This window comes from Trebonia kvetii, assembly GCF_007827045.1.
Classification (GTDB): domain Bacteria; phylum Actinomycetota; class Actinomycetes; order Streptosporangiales; family Streptosporangiaceae; genus Trebonia; species Trebonia kvetii.
This window is the reverse complement of the sequence record NZ_RPFW01000007.1, coordinates 484,790-509,709: the sequence shown is the minus strand read 5'-3', so window position 1 is coordinate 509,709 and position 24,920 is coordinate 484,790. Positions and strand designations below refer to the sequence as shown.

Below are 24,920 nucleotides of genomic sequence, written 5' to 3'. Positions count from 1 at the left end.
CTCCGCCGGCCGGGGCTGCCGCGGGCATGCTGCCTAGCATGGACATCATCGGCTGGCCTCCCGGGCCGCGGTCGCGGCCCGGTAACCAGCAGCGAACGCAGCAGCGAACGGAGTACCAAACGGGGACGCGAGCGGGGGGCAGCGGTGCGCGTCATCTCTGAGCCGCGGCTCGCGGCAGTGTTCGGCGCGCTGCCTGGCATGCCGCGGATCGTCGCAGGCGGCAATTTCGCCACCCCCTGGCGGGCCCTCGCCGTCCTCGACGGCGCGGTCGCTAGCTACCGCCTGTTCGTGCTGAACGCACAGGCGGGTATGCCGGACCGCGAAGGGGTGACGCTCGAGTCGCCGTTCGTCGGTCCTGGCATGCGCGGCCTGGCCCGGCTGCGCTACTTTCCGTGCCGCCTGTCGCTGGTGCCCGCGCTGCTGGCCGGCCCCGCGGCGCCGGACGTGGTGCTCGTGCAGGCGTCGGCGCCGGCCGGCGGCCGGGTGTCGCTCGGCACGGAGGTGAACGTGCTGCCCGCCGCGATCGAGGCCGTCCGAGCGCGCGGCGGGCTGGTGGTAGCGCAGCTCAACCCCCGGGTCCCGTACACCTACGGCGACGCGGAGCTGCCGTGCGAGGTCATCGACTACGCGATCGAGGCGGAGGCGCCGCTGCCGTCGCCACCGCGGCGGCAGGCGACGGAGGCCGCCGCCGTCATCGGCGACCGGGTGGCCGCGCTCATCGGCGACGGCGCGACACTGCAGGCAGGCATCGGCGCGGTACCCGACGCGGTGCTTGCCGGGCTGCACGCCAGGCGCGGCCTGACGGTCTGGTCGGAGATGTTCAGCGACGGCGTGCTCGGCCTGGCCAAGGCGGGCGCGCTCGACGCGGCGCAGCCGGTCATCGCATCGTTCGCCTTCGGCAGTGCCGACCTCTACGCGTGGCTTGACCGCAACCCGGATGTGCGGATGCTGCGGACAGAGACGGTGAACGACCCGGCAACGATCGCCCGCCGTCCTGCGATGGCCTCGGTCAACGGTGCCCTCCAGGTCGACCTGTTCGCCCAGGCCAACGCCACCTGGGTGAAGGGGGCGATCCACTCGGGGTTCGGCGGCCAGACCGACTTCGTCGTCGGTGCGCTGCACTCGCCAGGCGGCCAGGCGATCATCGCGCTGCCGTCCTGGCATCCGAAGGCGGGCGTGTCCACCGTCGTGCCACGGCTCGACGGTCCTGTGACGTCGTTCCAGCACAGCTACATCGTCAGCGAGCAGGGCGCCGCGGCGATCTGGGGACACGACGAGCGCGGCCAGGCGGGGCAGATCATCGAGCATGTCGCCCACCCGTCCACCAGGGAGCGGCTCAGGGAGGCGGCGCACGCACTCGGCCGGGACCGATGACCCCCGGCGTCGCAGTGGGTGGCTGGCGGATGGTGTACGCGGACGGGCACGTAAAGTTGATGGGGTGAGGCCGATTGGCGTCGGGCGTGGGAAGCTCGGGGTGACGACGGCGGGCAGGTTCGTCCGGGGGATGCGATTTGACCGCAATCCGTTGCGCCGTGCCACCGATCGGGCGGAAAGCGTCGTGCTGATCCTGCTAGCCGTGCTGTTCCTGGTCGGCGCGCCGCTGTCCGCGCTGGCAGCGGGAGGGGCCATGCACGCGGTGGCGCAGCGGGCCGAACTCGCGCAGCGCGCGTCCCACCTGCCGGTCATGGCCACCATCAAGACGATTGGCGCGCCGGCCACGGGCGGGAACCTCACCACCGAGGTGGACGCCCAGTGGACCGCGCCGACCGGCAAACTGATCGACACCGACATGGCGGTCGCCATCGGCCATACGCCCGGCGACAAGCTGAAGGTGTATACGACCCCAGACGGGCGGCTCACCACGCCGCCCATGGCCGAATCGCAGGTGGCATCGCTGACAGAGCTCGCGAGAGTCGCCGGGGTGGCCGGACTCGCCGTCGTCGTGACCCTGGCCGGCGTGGTCGCCCGCTGGTGGCTCAACCGGCGCAGGATAGCGGCGTGGGACGCCGACTGGCGGTCGACGGGCCCGCGCTGGACGACCCGGGCGTAACCGCCCCGCCGCGTCCGCGTCACTACCCGAAGGCAGCCGCACGGCCCCCGAAGGCAGCCGTACGCCGAAGCCTTGGGCGGCCAGCTTGAGCAGGACCTGCCCGGGTGCCTGCAGCTCCCTGACCTTCGCGGCGCTCAGCTCCTCCAGCTGGGCCAGCCGGGCGGCGTAGGCGTCCTGGCCCTTTCTGCGCGCCTTGCTCAGGTCGACGGCATTGGCCCACACCTTCTGCCGTGCCTCGCGCAGAAACCGCTGGGTGCCGAGCCTGTTGAGCGGCCGAAGCAGCCGGTCGAGCAGTGGCGCGGGCCCGGAAAGGCTGGTCAGCTCGTCGTCCTCCGCGGCGACCCGGGAGGCCAGCACGTCATCGATGGCGCGGTGGTCGGCCTCCCGGCGTGCGCGCAGTGCCGCGTCGCCGAACTGGTCGTCGCTGATCACCGCCACCAGGGCCTGCGGCAAGTCGTAGTTGATGTGCGCGTTCATGCCGAGCAGCACGTGCCGCAGCGGCGGCAGGCCGGCGGCAGCGCCGAAGGCGATCGCCCACGGACGGCTCGGCTCCTCCCCCGCCATGTCGGCCTCGAGGGCATCGAGGTACAGGTCGGCGAACGCGACGTCCCACCGTTCGACCCAGTCGTTGTCCGCGAAGCCGCCGCGGCCGAGCTCGTCGCGGACCGCGATGGTGGTGCGCAGGTAGGTCGCGTGAAAGTACCGCCGCTTGTCGCCTGCCGCCTCGAGGGGCGTGAGCAGCGCGGTCATCCGGCCGATCAGCTCCTCGATCACGCTCGCGTTCTCCGGCTCACACTCCTGGTACGTCGCGGTGGCGGGCGCCGGATCATCAGGCGGCCCGCAGAACGTACCCGAGGTAGACAACGCCGCTCGCGAACTTCCGCGTATCACGCAGCTCCAGGTCCGCGCGGAAGTCGTCGGGCAGCGCGCGCTTGCCGCCGCCGACGATGGCCGGAACAAGGAGCAGGTGCAGCTCATCCACCAGCCCGGCCCGCAGGGCCTGCCCGGCCAGGTTCGCGCCGCCCACGGAGATGTCTTGCGCCGCGGACGACTTAAGCCGCCGCACCAGGCCGGGATCGAAGCTCCGCTCGATCCGTGTCCTGCCGGTGGTTGCCGCCGCGAGCGACGTGGAGAACACGATCTTGTCCGCCGCCTGCCAGATGCCGGCGTACTCCAGCCCTACTGCGGGCTCGCCGGCCCGGGTGTGCGCGTCCTCCCAGTACCGCATCGTCTCGTACATCCCGCGCCCGTACAGGTAGGTGCCGATCGGCCGCTCGAGGTCGTTGACAAAGCTGTGCACCTCGTCGTCGGGCGCCGCCCAGTCGATGCCTCCAGCGGCGTCTTCCACATACCCGTCCGCCGACGCGAGCGCCGAATAGATCAGCTTGGCCATCGGGTCCCCTTTGTCTTCACCAGTAACGCGGTACCAGATCAGACGACGCTCCCGCGCCGAACTCATCGCGCCGGGCTCGGCGGCGGAAGTCAGCCTTATCGAGGAGAGTCCGAACGGGTGCGGGGTTCCCCCGATACCCCGCACCCGTTCTCCGAGCGGGCCCAGCCGGTTACGGCTGCTCCGCGAGTGTAACGGTGGTCGTCGCGTTCCTGCCGTCCCGCGAGTAGCCGAGCTCAACCGTGTCGCCCGGCTTCTTGGTCAGCGTGAGCTCCTGGAGCTGTACGTTGCTGGTGGCAGGCTGGCCGTTGATCGTGGTGATCACATCGCCTGGCTGCATGCCCGCCTGCTGTGCGGGCCCGCCAGCCGGGACGCCCGCGACGAACAGGCCCGCGGGAACCCCGGCCTGGGCTGCTGCGGCCTCAGGGATCGGTACGGTCTGCAGCCCGAAGTAGGCGTGCGTCACGTGGCCGGTCGCGATGATCTCGTCGGAGATCGTCTTGGCCGCGTCCACCGGGATCGCGAAGCCGAGGCCGATGCTCCCGCCCGACGACTCGCCGGACTCGTTGGGCACGGTGGCGCCGGCGGACGGCACCCCGACAAGTTCGCGCGGTCGCGATCAGGCCGCCGGCGAGACCGCCGACGACTACGATTCCGCCGACCAGCCCCCATAGCCACCACCGTGGACGCGACCCGGCTGACTTATGACGCTCGTCGCCGCTAATGACGGGACTCCTTCCGCCGGAACGAACTGGGGCAAGCATCCGATGGACGAAGATCGCTCGCCTCATCCCAGCGGGGTGAACCCGGCGTCTCGCGCCGCCTTGCCGGTCGCGGTCGCGAGCCGCCCGCATGTTCACCCCGTCCGGGTGAGAGCGCCGCGATCCGGGCGTGGAATCGTCGGGCCGTCAGCAATGCCTGCGAAGGGGAGCCTTGATGAGCCGAGCCGTCCTCGTTCCCGCTGATTTCAATCCGGTACCCTCGGCAAGCCGGGGGGTGCGTCTTGAGGTCGCCGAGTCGGCCGGGTCGGACGGCGGACCAGGGCCAGAGGGGGCGGGCGCGCTCGGCATCCCGGTGGCGAGCACCGGCGAGCCGCCGCACAGCCTGGGCCTGAGCAGGGACGCGCTGCACCGGGCCGGCTTCGACGGCAAGGCGGGGCAGACGCTGGTGCTGCCCATGCCCGCCGGCAGGCTCCGCATCGCGGTGGGCATCGGGGACAAGGACCAGGCGGGCGCCGCCGCCGGGCGGGACGCCGCCGCCGCGTTCGCGCGCGCGGCCGCCAGGGACGCGGAGGTCGCCTACCTGATCGACGCCGCGGCGGGACTCGGCCCCGAGGTCGCCGCGCAGGTCGCGGTGGAGGGCATCCTGCTCGCCCGCTACTCCTATGACCCGCTCAAGCGGGAGCCGTCAGGGACGCCGGTCCGGTCGGTCACGCTGCTCGCCGATGCCGCGCAGCGCGACGCGGTGAGCGCGGGCGCCAGGCGCGGCCTGACGCTCGCCGGGGCCACGATGCTGGCGCGCGACCTGGCCAACACGCCGCCCGCGCACCTGACCGCCGCGCGGCTGGCCGATCTCGCCGCCGAGCTCGGCGCGCGGGCAGGGCTCAGCGTGGAGATCTTCGACAGGGACGACCTGGTCCGGCTCGGCTGCGGCGGCCTCATCGGGGTCAACGGCGGCAGCGCGGACGACCCGCGGATGATCAAGCTGACCTACCGGCCCGACGTCGGTACCGGGTCGGCGCACCTCGCGATCGTCGCCAAGGGCATCACCTACGACTCCGGCGGCCTCAGCCTCAAGCCGGCCGACGCCGTGCACGCCACGATGAAGAACGACATGACGGGCGCCGCCGCGACCCTCGCCGCGATGCTGTCACTCGGCGAGCTCGGCTGCCGGACGAAGGTCACCGGCTACCTGATGTGCACCGACAACGTGCCGTCCGGCACGGCGCTGCGGCTCGGCGACGTGATCACCATCCACGGCGGCACCACCGTGGAGGTGCTCAACACCGACGCGGAGGGACGCCTGGTGATGGCGGACGCGCTGGTGCTCGCCGCCAAGGAGCGGCCCGACGCCATCGTCGACATCGCGACGCTCACCGGGGCCTGCATGCGGGCGCTCGGCACGCGGATCGCCGGGGTGATGGGCAACAGCCAGCCGCTCATCGACCAGGTGCTGCGCTCGGCGGAGGCGACGCAGGAGCAGGCGTGGCAGCTGCCGCTCGAGCACGCCTACCGCAAGGAGCTCGACTCGGATGTGGCGGACCTGACCAACGTGGGCGGACCGAACGCGGGCGCGATCACCGCCGCGCTGTTCCTCGAGGAGTTCGCCGGCGGACTGCCGTGGGCGCATCTGGACATCGCGGGCGTCGCTCAGGTGGAGCGGGCGGAGTCGTGGCGGACGAGCGGGTGCAGCGGATTCGGCGCGCGGCTGCTCGCCGACCTCGCAGCCGGCTTCCACCCCGCGTGAAATCAGCGGCGCCTGCGCTCAGCAGTTGTTCGTCACGGTCGTGACCAGGTTCTTGCCGGCCGTGACCACCAAGGCGGCCGAGGAGGCGAGCGCGGCCAGCGTCCCGCCGTTGAAGTTGGCCCTGGCCGCGCTGAGGTTCGTGTTCTTCGTGGACAGGGCGCTCGACAGGGCGTCGATCTGCGGGGCGAACCCGCCATGCGCGTCGGTCTTGAGCGTCTGGAGCCGCTGCTGGATTTTCGTGACCTCGTCCTGGACGGCCGACAGGCCGTTGGCCGTGATGTTGCTGACCTTGGGGTCGACGCATGCCGCGGCGAACCCGGTGCACCGCTGAGCAATCATGTCCGCAGCATTCCAGGTCGTTCCGCACCACCCGCATCACCCCGCAACGAGTGAGGCAGGGGGAACGTCGCGGCCGGGCTGCGACAGGTCAACGCCGATGGCCGAGGGCCCTTCGCCGTTCCTCGCCAGCAGGTAGAACGCGAGGAACGCGGGCGCGACCCCGCTCGCGATCGACACCAGCTGCAGCACCAGGTCGTACAGCGGCCGCCCAGGCGCCTGCGACCCATTCATCACCGCGTGCTGCGCGTGCAGCGCCTGCGATTCGGTGAGCGAGCAGCCGCAACCGCACTGGTCTCGCCGGGCCCAGTACGGCCAGCGGTTCGCCTGTGCACCAGGGGGTAGCTTCCGAACGTGACGCCACCGCCCATGATCAGCCGGCTGGTGATCTTCGGCGCCACCGGAGACCTGACCGCGCGCTTCCTGCTCGAGGGGATCGCATCGCTGCAGGCCGCTGGCGAGCTGCCCGACGGCTTCAGCCTCACCGGCGTCAGCCGGGAGGACTGGGACGACGACCGGTTCAGGAAGTGGGCCGCGGCCCAGCTCGACCGCTTCGCTGGCGATCAGCCCGAGCAGGTCAGGCAGTCCGTCGTCGCGGCCGTCAGGTACCGCGCGGCCGACGTGACCGACCCGGCGGCCGTCGCCGCGGCGGTCGCCGGTGACGGGCCGGTCGCCGTGTACCTGGCCCTGCCGCCGGCCGTGTTCCCCGCGACGGTGAAGGCGCTGCGCGACGCGCGGCTGCCCGAGGGCAGCAGGATCGTGCTCGAGAAGCCGTTCGGCGAGGACCTGGCGAGCGCCGTGGCGCTGAACCTGCTGCTCGCGGAGGTGCTGCCGGAGCAGGCGATTTTCCGCGTCGACCACTTCCTCGCGATGACTACGGTGCAGAACATCCTCAGCTCGCGGCTGGCCAACCGGATACTCGAGTCGGTATGGAACAGCTCGCACATCGACCTGGTGGACATCGTCTGGGAGGAGTCCCTGGCCCTCGAGGGCCGGGCGGTCTACTACGACGGGGTCGGCGCGCTCAAGGACATGGTGCAGAACCACCTGCTTCAGGTGCTCTGCCTGGTGGCCATGGAGCCGCCCGTGAGCCTGGACGAACGGGACCTGCGCGACCGCAAGGTAGACGTGCTCCGCTCCATCCGGCCGCTCACCGACGACGACGTGGTGCGGCGCAGCCGGCGGGCCCGCTACCTGGCGGGCCGGATCGGCGACACGGACATTCCCGCCTATGTCGATGAGCCCGGGGTGGACCAGGCGCGGCAGACCGAGACGTTCGCCGAGGTGGAACTGAAGCTGGACAACTGGCGCTGGTCGGGCACGACGTTCCGCATCCGCGCCGCCAAGGCCATCGGCGGCGGACGCAGGGAGGTCGCGGTGCACTTCCGCGAGGTGCCGCAGCTGCCCGCCGCGATGCACGGCGAGTCCAACGTGCTCCGCTTCGGTCTCGAGCCGGAGAGCCTGCACCTCGAGCTGACCGCCGTCACCGACCGGCTCGGCGTGCTCAGCCCGCTGACGCTGACCACGGAACTCCTGCCGCCGAGCCTGCCCGCGTACGGCCAGCTGCTGCTCAACGTGCTCAGCCACGACGCGTCGCTGTCGATCCGCGGCGATGAGGCGGAGGAGTCCTGGCGCGTGGTGGCCCCGGTGCTCGATGCCTGGGCGCGGGACATCGTCCCGATGGACAGCTATCCGGCGGGCTCGCAGGGCCCAGCCAACTGAGGTGACCATGCAGCCGGGCCCTCGCCCGCCGCAAAACCGAGAGTCATAGCTCGAGCACATAGGGTGACATCGAGGGGTTGCCTGGGCTCAGCGTCGGGTACGCCGTCAGCGTGTCGCACACCAGTGTTTCCGCAGATCCGTCCCTTTCAGTGCCCGCGCCGCGCCCGCCGGGCTTGACCGTTGAGCCGGTCCACCCGGTGCCGGCCGGCAGTCCGTTCCCGCCGATCGCCGACTACGGCTTCCTGTCTGACTGCGAGGTCTCGGCGCTGGTCGCCTCCAGCGGTGCCATCGAGTGGATGTGCCTGCCGCGGATGGACGGACCGAGCGTGTTCGGTGCCGTGCTCGACCGGGGGGCTGGGTCGTTCCGGCTCGGGCCCGCGGACGTGCGGGTGCCATCGGGGCGGCGCTACCTGCCGGGCACCATGATCGTGGAGACCACCTGGTCGACGCCGACGGGCTGGGCGGTGGTCCGCGACGCGCTGCTTGTCAGCCCCTGGCAGCGGGACGCACGGCGGGAGTCCGACGCCTACCAGCGAGTGCCGGGCGACTACCGGGCGGCGCGGGTGCTGCTGCGGACCGTCCGCTGCATCGAGGGCGAGGTCGACCTGGTGCTCGAGTGCGAGCCGGCCTTCGACTACGGCAGGCAGCGCGGCACCTGGCGGTACGCGGGCAGCGGCTACGGCGCGGCCGAGTGCGTGTCACCGGATCACGGGCAGATCCGGCTCACCACCGACCTGAGCCTCGGCTTCGAGGGTCCGCTCGCGATGGCGCGGCACCGGCTGCGCGAGGGACAGTACGTGTTCTGCGCGCTGTCCTGGGGCGACGGCGCCGCGCCGGACAACTTCGCCGAGGCGAAGCAGCGGATGGCGGTGACCGCCGACTTCTGGCACGAGTGGATCAGCAGGGGCCAGTTCCCCGATCATCCCTGGCGCGAGTACCTGGTCCGGTCGGCGCTCACGCTCAAGGGCCTCACCTACGCGCCCACCGGGGCGCTGCTCGCCGCCGCGACCGCGTCGCTGCCGGAGACGCCGGGCGGCGAGCGCAACTACGACTACCGCTACTCGTGGCTTCGCGACGCCACCTACATGCTGTGGGCGCTGCACACGCTGGGGCTCACCAGGGACGCGAGCGACTTCTACTACTTCATCACCGACCTGGCCGAGGGGGAGAGCGACCTTCAGATCATGTACGGGATCGGCGGCGAGCGCGAGCTCACCGAGCAGACGCTCGACCACCTGTCCGGGTATGAGGGGGCGCGCCCGGTCCGCATCGGAAACGGCGCGTGGGATCAGCGCCAGCACGACGTGTGGGGGGTGCTGCTCGACTCGGTTCACCTGCACACCAGCTCCCGCGACCAGGCCGATGAGCGCCGCTGGCCGATGCTCGTCAAGCAGGTGGAGGCCGCGCTCAAGTACTGGCGCGACCCGGACCAGGGACTGTGGGAAGTGCGCGGGCCCGCCAAGCACTTCACCGCCTCCAAGGTCATGTGCTGGGTCGCGGCCGACCGCGGCGCCCGGCTCGCGCTGCTCCGCGGCGACCTCGGCCGTGCGGATGAGTGGCGGCGCGCGGCGGATGAGATCCACGCCGACGTCTGCGCGAACGGCCTCGACGACCGCGGCGTCTTCTGCCAGCACTACGAGACCAAGGCGCTCGACGCGTCGCTGCTGCTCATCCCGCTGCTCGGCTTCCTGCCGCCGGACGACCCGCGCGTCCGTGCCACCGTGCTCGCCATCGCCGACGAGCTCACCGAGGACGAACTCGTGCTCCGCTACCGCGTCGAGGAGACCGACGACGGGTTCGGCGGTGAGGAGGGCACGTTCACCATCTGCTCGTTCTGGCTTGTCTCGGCGCTCACCGAGATCGGCGAGGTGCCGAGGGCCCGTGCGCTGTGCGAGAAGCTGCTGTCCTACGCGAGCCCGCTGCACCTGTACGCGGAGGAGATCGACGCCCACTCGGGGCAGCACCTCGGCAACTTCCCGCAGGCGTTCTCGCACCTCGCGCTCATCAACGCCGTCATGCACCTGATCCGGGAGGATGAGCGGGCCGGCGACGTCGAACCGCTGACCGCCCTGTTATGCGGTGGTGGGACGTGGCGATCGAGCGCGAGCTGCTCTCGCAATGGCTCGCCGCGGGCCTGGTGGTCGCGATACTGGCCGCGGTCAACGTCATCGACATCAAGGTGCCGCACGCGACGCTGGTCGCCGGTCCCGTCTGCGCCGTGGTGCTACCCCTGATGCTGCAGGGCGCCTCGTCCTGGGCGGCCATCATCCCGCCGCCCGGCTGGACGGCGGCGCGCTCCGCGGAACTCGGCAAGCTGGCCGCCAGCTGAGCGGGAATCGCCCTCGCCGAACTCAACCGAACCCGATGGTTGTGGCACCCATACGGTAATGGCCGTATGGGTGCCACAACCATCCGCCGCGCAGGGCGCACGGTCCAGGGCGCAGGGCGCACAGCGGACCGCGGCACCAAGCCCGAACGTCACGCTGGAACCGCCGCGAGTATCGTCGTCCGTGCGAGCGCGACCGAGACCCGCAAGCGCGGCCGACGAAGCACCAGCGATCAGCCGCCAGCCGCCGACCGCCAGCGACCAGTCAAGCGAGAGAGAGCAGCCGCCATGGAACCGGAACCGGTGCTCAGCCGCGACGCCCGTACCGGCGAGACCCGCGCGCAGATCGGCATCGAGGCGGACGCCGCTGCGGTGGACGCCGCCGTGCGTGCCGCCGACGCCACCAGGGACGCGCTCGCGGACCGGCCGCGCCGTGCCGCGCTGCTGCGCGCGGCGGCGCAGGCGGTCGAGGCCCGCGCCGACGCGCTGATCGCCGCGGCCGACGCGGAGACGGCCCTCGGCGTGCCGCGGCTCACCGGCGAGCTCGCCCGGGTCGCCTACCAGTTCCGCTTCTTCGCCGGCATTGCCGAAGACGGCGCGTACCTCGGCGTGGTCGTCGACCCGCCGGATCCGGCCGCCGTGCCGCCGCGTCCAGAACTGCGCCGCTGGAAGGTGCCGATCGGCACGGTCGCCGTCTTCGCCGCGTCCAACTTCCCGTTCGCGTTCAGCGTCCCGGGCGGCGACACCGCGAGCGCTCTGGCAGCGGGCTGCCCGGTCGTCGTCAAGGCGCACCCGGATCACCCGGAGACGAGCGAGCTCGCGGCGGCCGCCATCCGCGACGCGGCGGTCGAGGTCGGCCTGCCGGCCGACGTTCTCACCCTGGTACACGGCCGCCAGGCCGGCGTTGACCTGGTGCGGCACCCGCTGATCAGCGCCGTCGGCTTCACCGGGTCGATACCCGGCGGCCGCGCGCTGTTCGACCTCGCGGCGGCCCGGCCGTCGCCGATCCCGTTCTACGGCGAGCTCGGCAGCCTCAACCCGGTGCTGATCACCGAGCGGACCGCCGCCGCCCGCGGCGCTGAGACAGCCGCCGGCCTCGTCGCCTCCTACACCCTGGGCCAGGGCCAGTTCTGCACCAAGCCGGGTCTCGTCCTCGTTCCCGAGGGGCAGGCCGGCGACCAGCTGGTCGCGACGGCCACCGAGGCGGCCGCGGCCGCCGTCCCCGGCGCACTGCTCGACGCGCGGATGCGCGAGCACTTCCTTGCGGGCTTCGCCGCCAGGGCCGCGCTGCCCGGCGTCCGGACCCTGGTCGAGGCGGCCGCCGCACCGACCGGCGACGTACCGCAGGCGGTCCGCGCCGGCCTGCTCGAGGTCGACGCGGACACCCTCGACGGCGGCGAACTGCTCGAGGAGTGCTTCGGCCCGGTCACCGTCCTGGTCAGATACCGCGACATGGCAGGCGTGGAGGCCGTGCTCGCCCGGCTCGGCGGTAACCTCACCGCCACGCTGCACGCCGAGCCCGACGAGCCGGACGCCGCACGCTGGATCTCCCGGCTCGCCAGGTTCGCCGGCCGCGTCATCTTCGGCGGCTGGCCCACCGGCGTGGCCGTCGCCCCGGCGATGACCCACGGCGGCCCGTACCCCGCCACCACCACGCCCACCACATCCGTCGGCGGCACCGCCATCGACCGCTGGCTGCGCCCGGTCACCTTCCAGACCGTCCCGCCCGAGCTGCTCCAGCCCGAACTCTCCCACCCCAGCTAACACAGCCCGGCTAGCACAGCCCGGCTAGCACAGCTCACCTACCCAGCCTGGCTAGCCCGACCGCTTCTTGGCCGGCGGTTCCGCGCGCGAACCGTCGGCCAGCCCGTCCGGCTGGCCCGCCGCATCCCCGTTGGGCGCCCCATCCGGACCAGCATCGCCTGGAACAGCACCCTCCGGACCAGCATCGCCTGGAACAGCACCCTCCGGACCAGCACCGTCCGGAGCAGCACCGTCCGGAGCAGCACCGTCCGCGCCCGGCGCGTCCGACACCTCCGGCATATCGCCGCCGACATCCGGACCGCCGCGCCCGCTGAACAGCCCGGGCAGCGCGGCACGCATCGCCCGCATCCCCGAATTCGGCTTCACCTTCAGCGACGCGTAGGCGAGAGCCCCGGTGGGGATCGGCAGCCAGAAGTTGACCATCCGCCAGCCGAGCACCCCGAGCGTCGCCACGCTCCTGGTGACGCCGAACCCGACGAGCAGCAGCGGCGTGATCGAGTCGACCACCCCGAGCCCGCCTGGAGTCAGCGGCAGGGCGCCGGCCACGTTCGCGATCCCGTACGCGGCGAACAGTTCGATGGGGTTCGCGAAGTGCCCGAAGGCGGCCACGAAACACCACAGCGACGCCGCGTCGAGCACCCAGTTGAGCGTGGCCCAGAGCAGCGCCCACGCCATCACCCGCTTGTCACGCGCGAGCAGCGCGAACGACCGTGCCGCCTCGAGGACCGCCCGCTCCACCTGCTCCCCGCTGACGAACGGCAGCCTGTCACCAATGGCGCGAATCAACCGGGACGCGAGCCCGGCGCCCCTGGTCACGCCGAGAACGAGTGCGGCGACACCGAGCAGCACCACGCTGCCGATGATGGCGACGGTCCCGTAGATGGGCTGGAACCCGGCGAGCGGAATGGAGACAACGAGGGACAGCCAGAGCAGCACGTTCAGCACCACGGTGGAGCCGATCCCCTTGGCCGCCATCATCACCGTGGCGTCGTTGCCGGAAATCCCCTCGTCGGTGAACAGCTTGTACCCGAGTGCGGCGGTGCCCAGCGTCCCCGCCGGGATCACGTGCGCGACCGCCGCCGCGGACAGGTCGATGCGGAACAGCACGGACAGGCTCGGCTTGTGCGCCTTGGCGGGCAGCAGCACCCTGGTCAGCACCGCGTAGCAGAACAGCGACAGCCCCTCGAGGACCACCCCGGCGGACACCCATCCGGCGTTGATCTGCCCGAGCAGGTACAGGTCCTTGCTCGCGCCGACCAGTTCCGGCACCACCAGGTACTCGATGACGAGCAGCAGGATGAACAGCAGCACCACCCGCCGTACCGGCTTGGCCAGGAACGGCAGCCAGGCACGCAGCACGCGCATGCGGCCACCAGAACCGCCCTGGCCCGCGTCAGGCCCGCCGCCCGATACCGGGCCGTTTCCGCTCGACCGCATGCTCCACAGCTACCCGATAATCGCGGTATATCGCCACTGTCCCCAGTTCGCCTGCGAGTTTCCGCCGCCGCTGCCACCTAGACCAAGAATTCGGAACGGGTTCGTCTTACTCCCGCCCGCCCCCGCATCTGTGACAGCGGGGAAATAAATCAGCGCCGGCGCGTCGCCGGTCAGCTCACGCCTGGCATCGGGAACGAGGGCACCGTCACCCCTTAGCCACCCACCACGGCGAACGAGGCGCACCCCGGCGGGCACCGCGCATCCGTGCTGCACCCACCCTTGGTGATCGCGGTGGAATGGGGGAAGCACGAACCCGTTCGGGATAATTGCTCGGTAGATCTCCGACGAAGGAGGCAGCGTGGGCCAGTTCGACCGCATCGAGACCGCGCGGCTGCTGCTGCGCCGCTGGCAGGATTCCGACCGGGAGCCGTTCGCCGCGCTGAACGGCGACCCAGAGACGCTGGTGTACTTTCCGTCGACCCTGAGCAGGGAGCAGAGCGACGCGTTCGTGGACAGGATCGAGTCGGTGTTCGAGGCGCGCGGCTATGGCCTGTGGGCGCTCGAGGTCAAGGAGACCGGCGAGTTCATCGGCTTCACCGGCCTGTCGCCGATGCCGGAAGGCGTGCCGGGCAGCGGGGGCACCGAGATCGGCTGGCGGCTGGCCAGGCACGCCTGGCATCACGGTTACGCGACAGAGGCGGCGCGCGCCGCGCTCGACGTCGCGTTCGGCGGTGCCGGGCTGCCCGAGATCTGGTCGATGACCGCGGTGCTTAACACGCCGTCGCAGGCGGTGATGCGCAGGATCGGGCTGACCGAGGTGGCCCGCTTCTCTCACCCCAGGGTTCCGGCAGGCAGCCCGGTACGCCCGCACGTGACCTATCACCGTGCGAACCCGGCGTTCGCCGGCGGGTCGTAGCGCGCAAGCAGGTCCCTGGCCGTCGCGATGAGCCCGTGACGGACCGCCTCCGGCTCAATCACCCGCAGGTCTCCGCCGAACCCGGCAAGCCGGTGCGCGGCGACCGCCTCCTCCTCGAAGCTCAGCGTGACCTCACGCAGGCCCTCGGCGTCGGCGGGTCCCGCCGCCGCGGCCGCCCTGCGCCCCGCATCGCCGAACACGTAGGGAAAGATCGCCAGGGCCGCCGCCGTCGCCCTGACCCGGACAAGGACCTGGGACCGGCTGGTCACGAACGCCGCCGACCAGCGCTCCCAGAAGGCGGCAAGGTCAAAGCCGTCCGGCCGGGTCACGCCGACCGCGGCCAGCAGCCGCGCCGCGGTCACCCGCCCGACCCGGAACACCGCGGGATCCCCGCCGTGCTGCCGCTTCTCCCGCACGTCGCCGTTCCGGTCGCCGGGAGCGGGATGCCGGGCCGCGACCAGGTACCAGGTGCCGGCCTTGTTCACCAGGCCGAGCGGCCCGACGACGCGCGTCTTGTCCGGTACACGGGAACCGGCATCCGGCCCCGCACCGCCACCGGGGGCGGCGCCGTCGCCTGAGGCGCCGTCGCCTGAGGCGCCGTTGCCTGAGGCGCCCTGGTCGCGCCGGTAGCCGAGTTCCACGCCGCGCCCGAGGCGGACGGCCTCGGCGAGCGTCCGCAGGTGCGGTACCGGCTCGGTCCCGTGGAACCAGCGTGGCATGTCGAGGTGGACCAGGGGCGGTCCGGGTCGGGGCTGCCCCGCGGCGGTCCCCGCGCTCGTGCTCACCTTCCGGTGCGCGGCGCTCAGCGTGTCCGCGAGCCCGAGGTCCGCGATCGCGGCGGGAACGCCGAGGATCAGCAGGGCCTCCGCCTCGTCGGGCGACAGGCCCCGCAGCGGGAACCGGTAGCCGTCGACGAGCCGGCAGCCCCCGCTGCGGCCCGGCTCGGCGAGGACCGGGATTCCGGCGGTGTTCAGCGCGGAGATGTCCCGGTAGATAGTGCGCACGGACACCTCGAGCTCGGCGGCGAGGTCGTCGGCGGACATCCGGCCCCGCGCCTGGAGCAGCAGGGCGAGCGATACCAGCCGGTCGGCGCGCATGCTGTCAAGGTAACCGAAAATCCTGACATCAGATGTCAGGGATACTTGGGTAGCGTCCCGGCCATGATCACCTGGACGCATTTCACGGAGAACCAGCCCGCGCTCGCCGAGACCGGCCGCGGTCAGTTCTACCAGCACGGCCTGGGCCTCGGCTTTCTCGCCACGGTCCGGGCCGACGGCGGACCGCGGGTGCACCCCGTCTGCCCGGTCATCAGCGCCGCGGGCCTGCACGTGCTCGTGCTGCCCGGGCCGAAGCGCGGCGACCTGCGCCGCGACGGCCGCTATTCGCTGCACAGCGAGACGTTCCCGCCGCCGCGCGAGGACGACGGCTTCGCGGTATCCGGGCGCGCGACGGAGATCTCCGACGCGGCGACCTGGGAAATCGTCCGCGACCAGGTGATCGCGGACTTCGGCCAGCTCTGGCCGGACTACGAGCGGCTCACCCTGTTCGAGCTGTCCGTGGCGAACTGCCTGCTCACCCTGACGCAGCCGGACGGCACCTTCCAGAAGGGGCCGACCATCTGGAAGGTCTAAGCGGGCGGTGCGCTCGCCCGACCTCAGCCGAACGCCTTGTGCAGCTTGAAGACCCGCCGCTCCCGGCCGATGGCCGACGCGACGATCCGCTTGTGCTGCGGGGTGGAGACCGCCGCCTTGTAGCCCGGCTCATCGAACACCGCCTGCGAGTCCAGCTCGTGTAGCGACAGGTACTTGGGCCCGGTGCCCGAGGTCAGCAGGTACCGGCTGGCGTGCCGCCAGCCGGGCACGGCAAGCAGCAGCGGGAAGTGCTCTTCGCGGTAATACGCGTCAAGCTCGGGCGCCACCGCCGGCGGCACCGACATCGACACCGCGAGCACAACGGGGGCCGGGCCGGACTCAGCGGAGTACCCGTCCGCCCACGAATCGCTGAGCGGAGTGTAAAGCCGCCGGTCCAGCGTCGTCAGCGTCGACATGATCTGCTTCTCCCGCGGTGACGCGTTCGCCCACAGCGCCTTGTAATCCTCACCGTCCAGCGTGCCTGGCTTCACCTCGTAGGTGGCCAGCCATTCCGGCTTCATCCCGTCGACCGCGCGGTACCGGTTCACCGCGCCGAACCCCGGCAGCGCGAGCCTGTTCGGCACGTGCTCGTTGTCGTACCAGTCGTTGAACTCGGCAAGGTCAACGGGCCCCGGGGAGGAGTACACGAAAAGCAGGTCATCAGCCATGAGCCTCATTATCGCCCCCCCCCCCCCCCGCCCGCGGCGACATGCCCCCCGCCGCAACCCCAGAATCCGCCCCCCGCCCTACCAGTCTCACTAGCGTTTACAAACTCCATTCACACCACTGACCCCATACCTACACCACTGACCCCCCGCCGCTGACCCCGCGCCGACGCCTCGCTTCGCGCACAACATGTACTGCTTTTGCGGTGTCCAGCGACCCTTTTGACCCGGTTTGTAACTGGCCCCTCGAACTAGCCGCGGAGCAGGAGCCGGGCGGCGGTCTCGATTTCTGGCTCGGATACGAGCACCAGGTTCGCGGCGTCGCCGAGCGGTATGTAGCTGTCCGCCGCTGCCACCCGCCCGACCCGGCCGGCGAAGCCGGCGTCGGCAAGCGCCGCGAGCACGCCTTCCGAGACGCCGCCAGACCGGCGGGTCTCGTCGACGATGAGCACCCGCCCGGTGCGCTCCGCCTCCGCCAGGAGTTCCGGCGCGGGCAGCGGCGCGAGCCAGCGCAGGTCGAAAACCCGCGCGCCGATGCCCTCGGTGGCCAGCCTGGCCGCCACCCGCAGCGACATCGGAACCCCGTTGCCGAACGTGACTAGCGTGATGTCGTCCCGTGCCGCACCAGCGGGGGCCGGGTAGGCTCTGCCGTGCCCGATCGGCACGTGCTCGGCGGCCCAGTGGCCCGGCGCGGGGTACGGCGAGAGCCAGTCGCCGTCGCCAGGCTGGTGCAGGTCACGGGTGTGATACAGCGCGATCGGCTCGAGGAACACCGACACGGTGCCGTCCACGGTGGCCGCGGCAAGGCAGGTGCGCAGCATCGCCGCCGCGTCCTGCGCGCGGGACGGCACGGCGATCACCAGCCCGGGGATGTCGCGCAGCACGCCGACAGCGTTGTCATTGTGGAAATGCCCGCCGAACCCCTTCTGGTAGGCGAGGCCCGCCACCCGGACCACCAGCGGGTTGCGGTACTGCCCGGTAGAGAAGAACTGCAGGCTCGCCGCCTCGCCGCGCAACTGGTCCTCGGCGTTGTGCAGATACGCGAGGTACTGGATCTCCGGCACCGGGAGCAGGCCCGACATGCCCGCGCCGAGGGCGAGACCGAGGATCGACTGCTCGTCGAGGACTGTGTCGAAGACCCTGGCGGCGCCGAACCGCCGCAGCAGTCCCCTGGTGACCCCGTATACGCCGCCCTTGCGTCCCACGTCCTCGCCGAAGGTGAGCAGCCCGGGATGGGCCGCCAGTGCGTCGGCGAGCGTCCTGTTGATGGTGTCGGCGAGGGTCAGCGGCCCGCTGTCCTCGGGGAGCCTGCCGCCGAAGGCGTTGGCGCGCTTGCCCGCCGATGCCGCCATGGCGGCGCGCGCGGCGACCCGGTCCGGGTGGCGCGGGGCGAGCGGTGCCATGACCTCTTGCCTGCTCGACAGCTGCCGGTGGGTGGCCGCCTTGTCGGCGAGCTCCCTGACCTGGGCCCTGATCGCCTCGTAGCGGGCGGCGACCTGGACCGGGGGAAGCAGACCGCGAGACACGATCAGCCGGGAGGTGCCGAGCAGCGGATCACGGTCATAGTCCGCCGCGATCTCCGCCTCGGTCCGGTAGCTGATCTCGGCGTCGCTTCCCGCGTGGCCGAGGAAACGCACCACGTTCAGGTGCAGGAACGCGGGGGAACGGGTCGTCCGCACATGCTCGGCGGCCGCTGCCGCCGCCGCGTAACAGGCCTGCGGGTCGGCGCCGTCGGCGCTGAAGTACCGGAGGGCGGCCCGCCCGGAGTACGCGGCGGCGATCCACCCGTCGGGGGTGCGGACGCTGATGCCGAGCCCGTTGTCCTCGCAGACGAGCAGCAGCGGCACCGGCAGTCCCTGGTAAGCGGTGCGGCAGGCGGCGTTGATCGCCCCGGTGGCGGTGGAGTGCCCCGCCGAGGCGTCGCCGAAGCTGGCCACGGCGATCGCGTCGGCCGGCCAGGGCGAGGCGACGCCGAGCCTGGCGGCCCGGTCGATGGAGAAGGCCACTCCGAGTGCGCGCGGCAGGTGCGAGGCGATGGTGGATGTCTGGGGGATGACCGCGAGGTCGTGGTGGCCGAAGACCTTGTGCCGCCCGCCCGCGATCGGCTCGTCGGCCGCGCCGACCAGGCCGAGCAGCACGTCAAGCAGCGGCTGAGAGCTTGGCATCAGTGATGCGGGCACCTGCGCCGCGCGTGCGAGGTAGAACGCGCCGGACCGGTAGTGCAGCAGCGCCGGATCGGTGGGCCGCAGCGCCGCCGCGACCAGCGCGTTCGACTCGTGGCCGGCGGAGCCGATCGTGTAGAAGCCGTGGCCCTCCGCCCGCAGGTACCTGGCGGCGAGGTCGAGGTGCCGGCTGCCGGCCTGGGCGTCGAACAGCTCGAGCAGCCGCTCCCCGTCGAGCGGCCCGCCCGCGCGGCCCGAACCAGCCTCACCCGGGCCAGCCCAACCCGGGCCAGCGCCGCCCGCGCCGCCGTCGGCCGGCAGCGACGCGACCGCGCTCAGGAACCTCCGGTCGAGTTCGTCCTCGAAGCTGACTCGCGCCACGCCGTCACCCGCCGAGCTGAGGCAGCCGGAACGACTCGTCCGCGTTGAGTTCGGCCACGTCCAGCTGCGCCTTCTGCAGTGACCCCGAGTAGTCCCAGTTCAGCGACTGCCAGCGGGTGAACTGGTCGAGGACCCAGACGCCCGACTGCCGCGACCCGTTGCCCGACTTTCCGTTCCCGCCGAACGGCAGGTGCGCCTCAGCGCCCGAGGTGGAGTTGTTGATGCTGACCATGCCGGCCGAGATGCCGCGCCGGAAGCGGAACGCCTCCGCCGGGTCGCGCGTGTAAAGCGACGAGGAAAGCCCGTAGCCGGGCAGGTTCGCGAGCCGGATCGCCTCGTCGAGTTCCCCGTATGCGGTAACCCCGATGAGCGGACCGAATGTCTCCTCACGGAAGATCGCGTCATCGGGCCGCAGCTCAGCGACGATCACCGGGTGGTAGAAGATGCCTGCTGACGGGTCGCCGACGAAGCCGTCGCGCGGGTTGTCCGCGGTGATCCGCCCGGTGCCCGACGAGCCGAGCACCCGGTGATGCGGCTGGATCCAGGACAGGTATTCCTCGAACCGCGCGCCGAACCGCGCGGACAGCATCGGCCCGTAAAGGACCGCGCCGAACGGGTCGCCGATGGCAGCCGCGCGCACGGCCGCGTCGAGCCGTGCGATGAACTCCTCGGCGATGACGCGGTGCACGATCACGGAGCCGAGCGAGGTGCAGCGCTGGCCCGCGGTGCCGAACCCGGAGAACAGCGCGCCCTGCACCGCCAGGTCCAGATCGGCGCTCGGCGCGACAACCATCCGGGTTCTTGCCGCCGAGTTCGAGGCAGGGTGACTGGAGGTGCCGCCCGGTCAGCTCGCCGATCCGCGTGCCGACGGCGCTGGATCCGGTGAATCCGACCTTGTCCACGCAGCCCGCGTCCAGCGCGGCGGACAGCCCGGCGAACGTCTCAGCACCGTCGGCGGGGACCAGGTTGAGCACGCCGTCAGGCAGCCCGCCGCCGCGCACGATCAGCTGGAACAGGGCGTGCGCGCTCGCCGCCGCGTACTCGGCGGGCTTCCAGACGACGGTGTTGCCGCACAGTAGCGCCGGTATGAGGTACCAGGCAGGAACGGCGACGGGGAAGTTGCCGGCGGTGATGACCGCGACGCTCCCGACGGGGTTGCGGAAGGTGAATAGCTGCTTGTCCGGCATCTCGCTCGGCACGGTCTGCCCGTAGAGCCGACGGCCCTCGCCGAGGAAGAAGTCGCAGGTGTCGATGATCTCCCTGACCTCGCCGAGCGCCTCGGTATACGGCTTGCCAATCTCCCGCGCCACCAGGGTGGCAAGGGCCGGGGCGTTGGCCTCGACTACCCGGCCGATGTGCGCGATCGCCCGCCCGCGCACCGGCGCGGGCACGTCGGCCCAGGACCGCTGCGCCGCTCGCGCCGCCGTGGCGGCATCGAGGAAGGTCTTGGCGTCGCCCAGTGCGACCTCCGCCACCACTTCGCTTGTCCTGGCCGGGTTGACCGACCGGATGCGGCCGCCGGGCGCGTCGGTCAGCGCGGTTCCGCCGATCACCGGCGTGACGATTGCGTTCACAGACACCAGCCTCCCCGCGAAAGGCGACGCCAATAGTGACAGAAAAGCGAGCGCGCCCGGCATCGACCTTACTCAGGTCGATGCCGGGCGCGCTCAGCTGGCAGCCGCCCGACGGGGCTCAGTCCGTCGGCGCCGCCATCGGGTCGACGCCCTCGAGGTCGGCCTTCTTGATCCTGATGAAGATCAGCGACACTATCAGCGCGAGCAGCGCGATCCCGGCCGAAACCAGGTAGCCCTGGCTGAACCCGTAGGCGAGCGCGTGGTTGGACATCGCGGTCTGCGCGGACTGCGACAGGTGCGTGCTGCCCGCGGCGGCCGAGGCCGACCTCAGGTTCGACGCCACCGCCGACCAGGCCACCGTGCCCAGGATCGCCAGGCCGATTGACCCGCCGACCTGCTGCCCGGTGTTGAGCAGCGAAGACGCGACGCCCGAGTCCGCGTTCGGCACCTTGGCCAGCGCCACCAGCGACAGCGGGACGAAGGTGAGGCCCATGCCAAGCCCGGTCAGGATCATCGGGCCGAGCAGCCCGCCCGCGTAGCTGGAGGCCTCGGTGATCCGCGACAGCCAGTACATGCCGCCCGCCGCGAACGCCGGGCCGATGATCATCAGCGGCCGCGCGCCGAGCCGGCCCACCAGGTTGGAGGAGAGTCCAGCGCCGAGGAAGATGCCGCCCACCATCGGCAGGTAGGAGATCCCCGACTTGACCGGCGAGTAGCCCCAGACCTGCTGCACGAACAGCGTCATGAAGAAGAACATGCCGAACAGCGCGGTGCCGATGCACAGCGAGATCAGGTAGGCCCCGGTCCGGTTGCGGGACCGAAGCACCCGCGGCGGCACCAGCGCGTGCTTCGACCGCGCCTCGATCAGCGCGAACGCGCCGAGCAGCACCACGGAAGCGACGAGCGAAACGATGACCTTGGTGTCGCCCCAGTGCGAGATCGCCCGCCCGTTGGTGAAGGAGGTCGCCGCCGAAGACAGCCCGTAAACCAGCGCGCCCAGGCCAAGCGACGCGGTGATCGCGCCCGGCAGGTCGAAACGGCCCTTCTGCCGCTCGGACTCGCCGAGCACCCGCGGCGCGAGGAACGCGACGACCAGGCCGATCGGCACATTCACGAAGAACACCCAGCGCCAGTCGGCGTACGAGGTAAGCAGGCCGCCGGCGATCAGGCCGACCGCGCCGCCCGCGATCGACATGGCCGCGTACACGCCCATGGCCCGGTTCCGTTCCCGCCCCTCGGGGAAGGTGACCGCGATCAGCGCAAGCGAGGTCGGCGCGGCGAGCGCGCCGCCGATGCCCTGCACGATGCGGGCGCCGAGCAGCCAGGCCTGGTCGGTCGCGAAACCGCCGGCCAGCGAGGCGAGCGCGAACAGTAGGATGCCGGCGATGAAGATCCGCCGCCGGCCGAGCAGGTCACCGGAGCGCCCGCCAAGCAGCAGCAACCCGCCGAAGGCGAGTGCGTAGGCGTTGACGACCCATTCCAGGTTCGTTCCGGAAAAGTGCAGCGCGTCCTGGATGTGCGGCAGCGCCACGTTGACGATGGTGGCATCGAGCACGACCATGAGCTGCGCGGTCGCGATGACCGCGAGGGCGAGGCCAAGCCGCCGTGGCGGCGCCGCCGTCGCGCCAGGCGTGCCGACGGCGGCGACGGCTGGTGCCGTATCCGCCTGTCCTGAGGTAGCAGACACAGGAATATCCCCTTTTGGTATGACGTCCCGTACGAAGAGCTTCTAAAAGGTCATCCAGAACGGGTTCGTGACTCCGCCAGTCACGCGCCCGTCTTTTCTCCCGTGCCGTGCCCAGCGGCGGCGGCGGTGCCGTCGTTGGGGTCGGGCGCGTCAAGCATTTTCCGCAGCAGGTCGCGGAAGCACCGGCGCTCCGCCTCGTCGAGCGCGTAGCACCAGGGCATCTTCTTGGCGAGTTGCGCCATCAGCGCCTCCTTCGCCGCCTCACCCTCGGGGGTGAGCGCGAGGATCTTGACCCGCCGGTCGTGCAGCCCCGGCTGCCTGTGCAGGAAGCCGTGCTTCTCCAGGTTGTCCGCGATCGTCGTGATGAACGACGCGTCGCAGCCCATCCTCTTGGCGAGCTCTTTCATCGCGAGCCCGCTGTCCAGCTTGAACATCGCGAGCAGGTCGTGCGGCGCAAGACCGAATCCGTCCGCGATGGACTGTCCCACCGCCCCCGCTTGCTTCACCAGCGTGGTGAGCGAGTCGAGGATGTCCCGGTCGAGCGACGGTGCCGAGTCTTCAGCCCGCGCGGTTCCCGGTCCCTGGATTTCCATGCTCATGACTGGCTAAACAGTTGAGCTACTCAAGTTATTCCGATCCTCCTCATGACTTTTTGACGAAGTCCGGAGGCCGGATGTGACAACCCCCGCTGCTAGTTCTGACGCCGTCCAGGAGCGCGAGTCATCGCCTGTAGTTCCAGGTGATGACAACGTTGGGCAACCGTTGCGGCGGGCGCCGCGTCCTAACAGATGTGACCAACGCAACAGACAGTTACCCGAAGCGCCGCACGTTCCTCGCGGCCGCCACCGCGGGCGCCGCGGTGGTCGCGGTACCCGCGATCGCCAAGGCCGCCTCCTCAGGGATCGCCGCCCGGGCCGCCGGTCCCACCAATGCGGACTGGGCCGCCCTGGCCAAGGACCTGTCGGGCACCCTTGTCCGGCCGGGCGAATCGGCTTACTCGACGGCCAAGCTGCTGTTCGACCCGCGCTTCGACGGCCAGCACCCGGCGGGGATCGCCTTCGTGAAGAGCCCCCACGACGTGGCGACCTGCCTGGCGTTCGTCCGCAAGTTCAAGATCCCGTTCACCGCCCGCTCCGGCGGGCACAGCTACGCCGGCTATTCGGGGACCAGCGGACTGATCATCGACGTCAGCAACCTGAAGACGATGGCCGTGTCCGGCACCACCGCGGTGGCGGGCGCGGGCACCAGGCTCATCGACTTCTACCACGCCCTCGCCGCCAAGGGCCGCGCGGTGCCCGGCGGCTCCTGCCCGACCGTCGGCATCGCGGGCCTCGCCCTCGGCGGCGGCATCGGAGTGACCGCCAGGGCCCACGGGCTGACCTGCGACAGTCTCGAATCCCTGCAGATCGTCACGGCGAACGGCGCGGTGCTCACCGCCACTGCCGACCCGCAACAGCACAGCGATCTGTTCTGGGCCTGCCAGGGCGGCGGCGGCGGTAACTTCGGCGTGGTGACCTCGTTCACGTTCCGCACCACGCCGGCCCCGAGCCCGTGCCTGTTCTTCATGCGCTGGCCCTGGGCGCAGGCCGCCAAGGTGGTCGCCGCCTGGCAGTCCTGGGCGCCGCACGCGCCGGACGCGCTGTGGTCGAACCTGCACCTGGCGGCGGCGCCAGGCGGTCACACCCCGACCATCACGGTCGGCGGCACCTACCTGGGCAGCGTGAGTGCCGCGGCCAGCCTGATCGACCAGCTCTGGGCGAAGGTCGGTTCCCACCCGACGACGTGGAGCCTGAGCAACCCGGAGCCGTACCTGAACGCGATGCTCGCCGAGGCGGGCTGTTCCTCGCTCGGCTATCAGGCCTGCCACCTGCCCTGGTACGCCAGTGGCGGCAGGCTCGGCCGGGTGCCGCAGTTCACCAAGTCGGACTTCTTCACCACGCCGCTGAGCAGCGCGGGGATCAGCACGCTGCTGGCCGGCATCGTCGCGCTGCAGAAGGTGCACGGCGCACCGGGCGGTGTGGGCGGCGTCGCCTTCGACTCGCTCGGCGGCGCGGTCAACAGGGTCAAGCCGGGCGCGACCGCGTTCGTGCACAGGAACGCCCTGTTCGGGGCGCAGTACACGACCGACTGGAACAACGGAGCGGGCGCGGCTGGCATCGCCAACCAGGAGACCTGGCTGCGCAAGTTCTGGACATCGATGCGCCGCTACGCCAGCGGCCAGGCCTACCAGAACTACATCGACCCGGAGCTGACCAGCTGGCGCACGGCCTACTACGGGAGCAACTACAACAAGCTCGTCGCGATCAAGAAGAAGTACGATCCCACCTTCCTCTTCAAGTTCCCGCAGGCGATCGGGACCCCGGTGCCCGCCCAGGTCATGCGCACCCCGGTCACCGGCTAGCCGTAATGCCAG

General features: G+C 71.4%; 20 protein-coding genes and 2 pseudogenes. 9 read left to right on the top strand and 13 right to left on the bottom strand.

Annotated elements, in window-relative coordinates; genetic code table 11:
- Positions 1 to 144 precede the first annotated feature (144 nt).
- Positions 145 to 1,374, top strand: coding sequence for an acetyl-CoA hydrolase/transferase family protein (locus EAS64_RS34350; RefSeq protein ID WP_145859833.1), 1,230 nt, complete (start codon positions 145 to 147; stop codon positions 1,372 to 1,374).
- Positions 1,307 to 2,050 (top strand): Rv1733c family protein, encoded by a 744-nt coding sequence (locus tag EAS64_RS48010; protein ID WP_439333636.1) that lies wholly within the window; start codon positions 1,307 to 1,309, stop codon positions 2,048 to 2,050. Before EAS64_RS34350 ends, EAS64_RS48010 begins: the two co-directional genes overlap by 68 nt.
- Positions 2,051 to 2,167: 117 nt before the next feature.
- On the opposite strand, the pseudogene EAS64_RS48005 reads toward EAS64_RS48010, so the two are convergent.
- From EAS64_RS48005 to EAS64_RS34335, 3 genes and pseudogenes are all read right to left on the bottom strand, one after another.
- Positions 2,168 to 2,824: pseudogene (locus tag EAS64_RS48005) on the bottom strand (DUF5995 family protein); the annotation flags it as partial.
- Between the two features lie 55 nt (positions 2,825 to 2,879).
- Entirely contained in the window at positions 2,880 to 3,443 is a 564-nt protein-coding gene (locus tag EAS64_RS34340) for a dihydrofolate reductase family protein (protein WP_145859831.1), read from the bottom strand.
- Positions 3,444 to 3,612: 169 nt separating this feature from the next.
- Entirely contained in the window at positions 3,613 to 4,035 is a 423-nt protein-coding gene (locus tag EAS64_RS34335; RefSeq protein WP_145859829.1) for a S1C family serine protease, read from the bottom strand.
- A 341-nt stretch (positions 4,036 to 4,376) separates the two neighbouring features.
- On the opposite strand from EAS64_RS34335, the gene EAS64_RS34330 reads away from it, so the two are divergent.
- Entirely contained in the window at positions 4,377 to 5,906 is a 1,530-nt protein-coding gene (locus tag EAS64_RS34330) for a leucyl aminopeptidase (protein WP_145859827.1), read from the top strand.
- Between the two features lie 18 nt (positions 5,907 to 5,924).
- Here EAS64_RS34330 and EAS64_RS34325 read toward each other — a convergent pair whose 3' ends face one another.
- A complete protein-coding gene (locus tag EAS64_RS34325) occupies positions 5,925 to 6,245 on the bottom strand; it encodes a hypothetical protein (protein WP_145859825.1) in 321 nt (106 codons plus the stop codon).
- A 36-nt stretch (positions 6,246 to 6,281) separates the two neighbouring features.
- Complete coding sequence (locus EAS64_RS34320; RefSeq protein ID WP_145859823.1) at positions 6,282 to 6,476, bottom strand: hypothetical protein; 195 nt, start codon at positions 6,474 to 6,476, stop codon at positions 6,282 to 6,284.
- 120 nt (positions 6,477 to 6,596) lie between these two features.
- Between EAS64_RS34320 and EAS64_RS34315 the strand changes: the two genes are divergently transcribed.
- The 3 genes from EAS64_RS34315 (at position 6,597) to EAS64_RS34305 (ending at position 12,054) form a co-directional block, all read left to right on the top strand.
- The gene (locus tag EAS64_RS34315; protein ID WP_222849812.1) at positions 6,597 to 7,964 is read left to right on the top strand and encodes a glucose-6-phosphate dehydrogenase; all 1,368 of its coding nucleotides are present in this window, start codon (positions 6,597 to 6,599) and stop codon (positions 7,962 to 7,964) included.
- A 173-nt stretch (positions 7,965 to 8,137) separates the two neighbouring features.
- Entirely contained in the window at positions 8,138 to 10,198 is a 2,061-nt protein-coding gene (locus tag EAS64_RS34310) for a glycoside hydrolase family 15 protein (RefSeq protein WP_246115990.1), read from the top strand.
- A 380-nt stretch (positions 10,199 to 10,578) separates the two neighbouring features.
- Positions 10,579 to 12,054, top strand: a complete 1,476-nt coding sequence (locus EAS64_RS34305; protein ID WP_145859821.1) for an aldehyde dehydrogenase family protein — start codon at positions 10,579 to 10,581, stop codon at positions 12,052 to 12,054.
- Between the two features lie 51 nt (positions 12,055 to 12,105).
- Here EAS64_RS34305 and EAS64_RS34300 read toward each other — a convergent pair whose 3' ends face one another.
- Positions 12,106 to 13,419 carry a lysylphosphatidylglycerol synthase transmembrane domain-containing protein gene (locus EAS64_RS34300; protein WP_222849811.1) on the bottom strand — a complete coding sequence of 438 codons (1,314 nt, stop codon included), beginning with the start codon at positions 13,417 to 13,419 and terminating at the stop codon, positions 12,106 to 12,108.
- Between the two features lie 430 nt (positions 13,420 to 13,849).
- Here EAS64_RS34300 and EAS64_RS34295 point away from each other — a divergent pair, with 430 nt between their 5' ends.
- Positions 13,850 to 14,407, top strand: coding sequence for a GNAT family N-acetyltransferase (locus EAS64_RS34295; protein WP_246115989.1), 558 nt, complete (start codon positions 13,850 to 13,852; stop codon positions 14,405 to 14,407).
- Here the strand turns inward: EAS64_RS34295 and EAS64_RS34290 are convergent.
- Complete coding sequence (locus EAS64_RS34290) at positions 14,371 to 15,504, bottom strand: helix-turn-helix transcriptional regulator (RefSeq protein WP_187366377.1); 1,134 nt, start codon at positions 15,502 to 15,504, stop codon at positions 14,371 to 14,373. The genes EAS64_RS34295 and EAS64_RS34290 overlap by 37 nt on opposite strands.
- A gap of 63 nt (positions 15,505 to 15,567) precedes the next feature.
- Here EAS64_RS34290 and EAS64_RS34285 point away from each other — a divergent pair, with 63 nt between their 5' ends.
- Entirely contained in the window at positions 15,568 to 16,038 is a 471-nt protein-coding gene (locus EAS64_RS34285) for a pyridoxamine 5'-phosphate oxidase family protein (protein ID WP_145859816.1), read from the top strand.
- Between the two features lie 23 nt (positions 16,039 to 16,061).
- On the opposite strand, the gene EAS64_RS34280 is transcribed toward EAS64_RS34285, so the two are convergent.
- The 6 genes and pseudogenes from EAS64_RS34280 to EAS64_RS34260 all read right to left on the bottom strand — a co-directional run bounded on the left by EAS64_RS34280 (position 16,062) and on the right by EAS64_RS34260 (position 23,106).
- Positions 16,062 to 16,706 (bottom strand): DUF4286 family protein, encoded by a 645-nt coding sequence (locus tag EAS64_RS34280; RefSeq protein WP_145859815.1) that lies wholly within the window; start codon positions 16,704 to 16,706, stop codon positions 16,062 to 16,064.
- 248 nt (positions 16,707 to 16,954) lie between these two features.
- The gene (locus EAS64_RS34275; protein WP_145859814.1) at positions 16,955 to 19,246 is read right to left on the bottom strand and encodes a thiamine pyrophosphate-dependent enzyme; all 2,292 of its coding nucleotides are present in this window, start codon (positions 19,244 to 19,246) and stop codon (positions 16,955 to 16,957) included.
- 4 nt (positions 19,247 to 19,250) lie between these two features.
- Positions 19,251 to 20,039, bottom strand: a complete 789-nt coding sequence (locus EAS64_RS46975) for an aldehyde dehydrogenase family protein (protein ID WP_281283357.1) — start codon at positions 20,037 to 20,039, stop codon at positions 19,251 to 19,253.
- Positions 20,040 to 20,103: 64 nt separating this feature from the next.
- Positions 20,104 to 20,883, bottom strand: a pseudogene (locus EAS64_RS46970) (aldehyde dehydrogenase family protein); the annotation flags it as partial.
- Positions 20,884 to 20,938: 55 nt separating this feature from the next.
- Entirely contained in the window at positions 20,939 to 22,507 is a 1,569-nt protein-coding gene (locus tag EAS64_RS34265) for an MFS transporter (protein ID WP_222849810.1), read from the bottom strand.
- A gap of 80 nt (positions 22,508 to 22,587) precedes the next feature.
- Positions 22,588 to 23,106, bottom strand: a complete 519-nt coding sequence (locus EAS64_RS34260; protein ID WP_145859812.1) for a MarR family winged helix-turn-helix transcriptional regulator — start codon at positions 23,104 to 23,106, stop codon at positions 22,588 to 22,590.
- A gap of 191 nt (positions 23,107 to 23,297) precedes the next feature.
- Here EAS64_RS34260 and EAS64_RS34255 point away from each other — a divergent pair, with 191 nt between their 5' ends.
- Positions 23,298 to 24,908 (top strand): FAD-binding oxidoreductase, encoded by a 1,611-nt coding sequence (locus EAS64_RS34255; RefSeq protein WP_222849809.1) that lies wholly within the window; start codon positions 23,298 to 23,300, stop codon positions 24,906 to 24,908.
- The last annotated feature ends 12 nt before the right edge of the window (positions 24,909 to 24,920 follow it).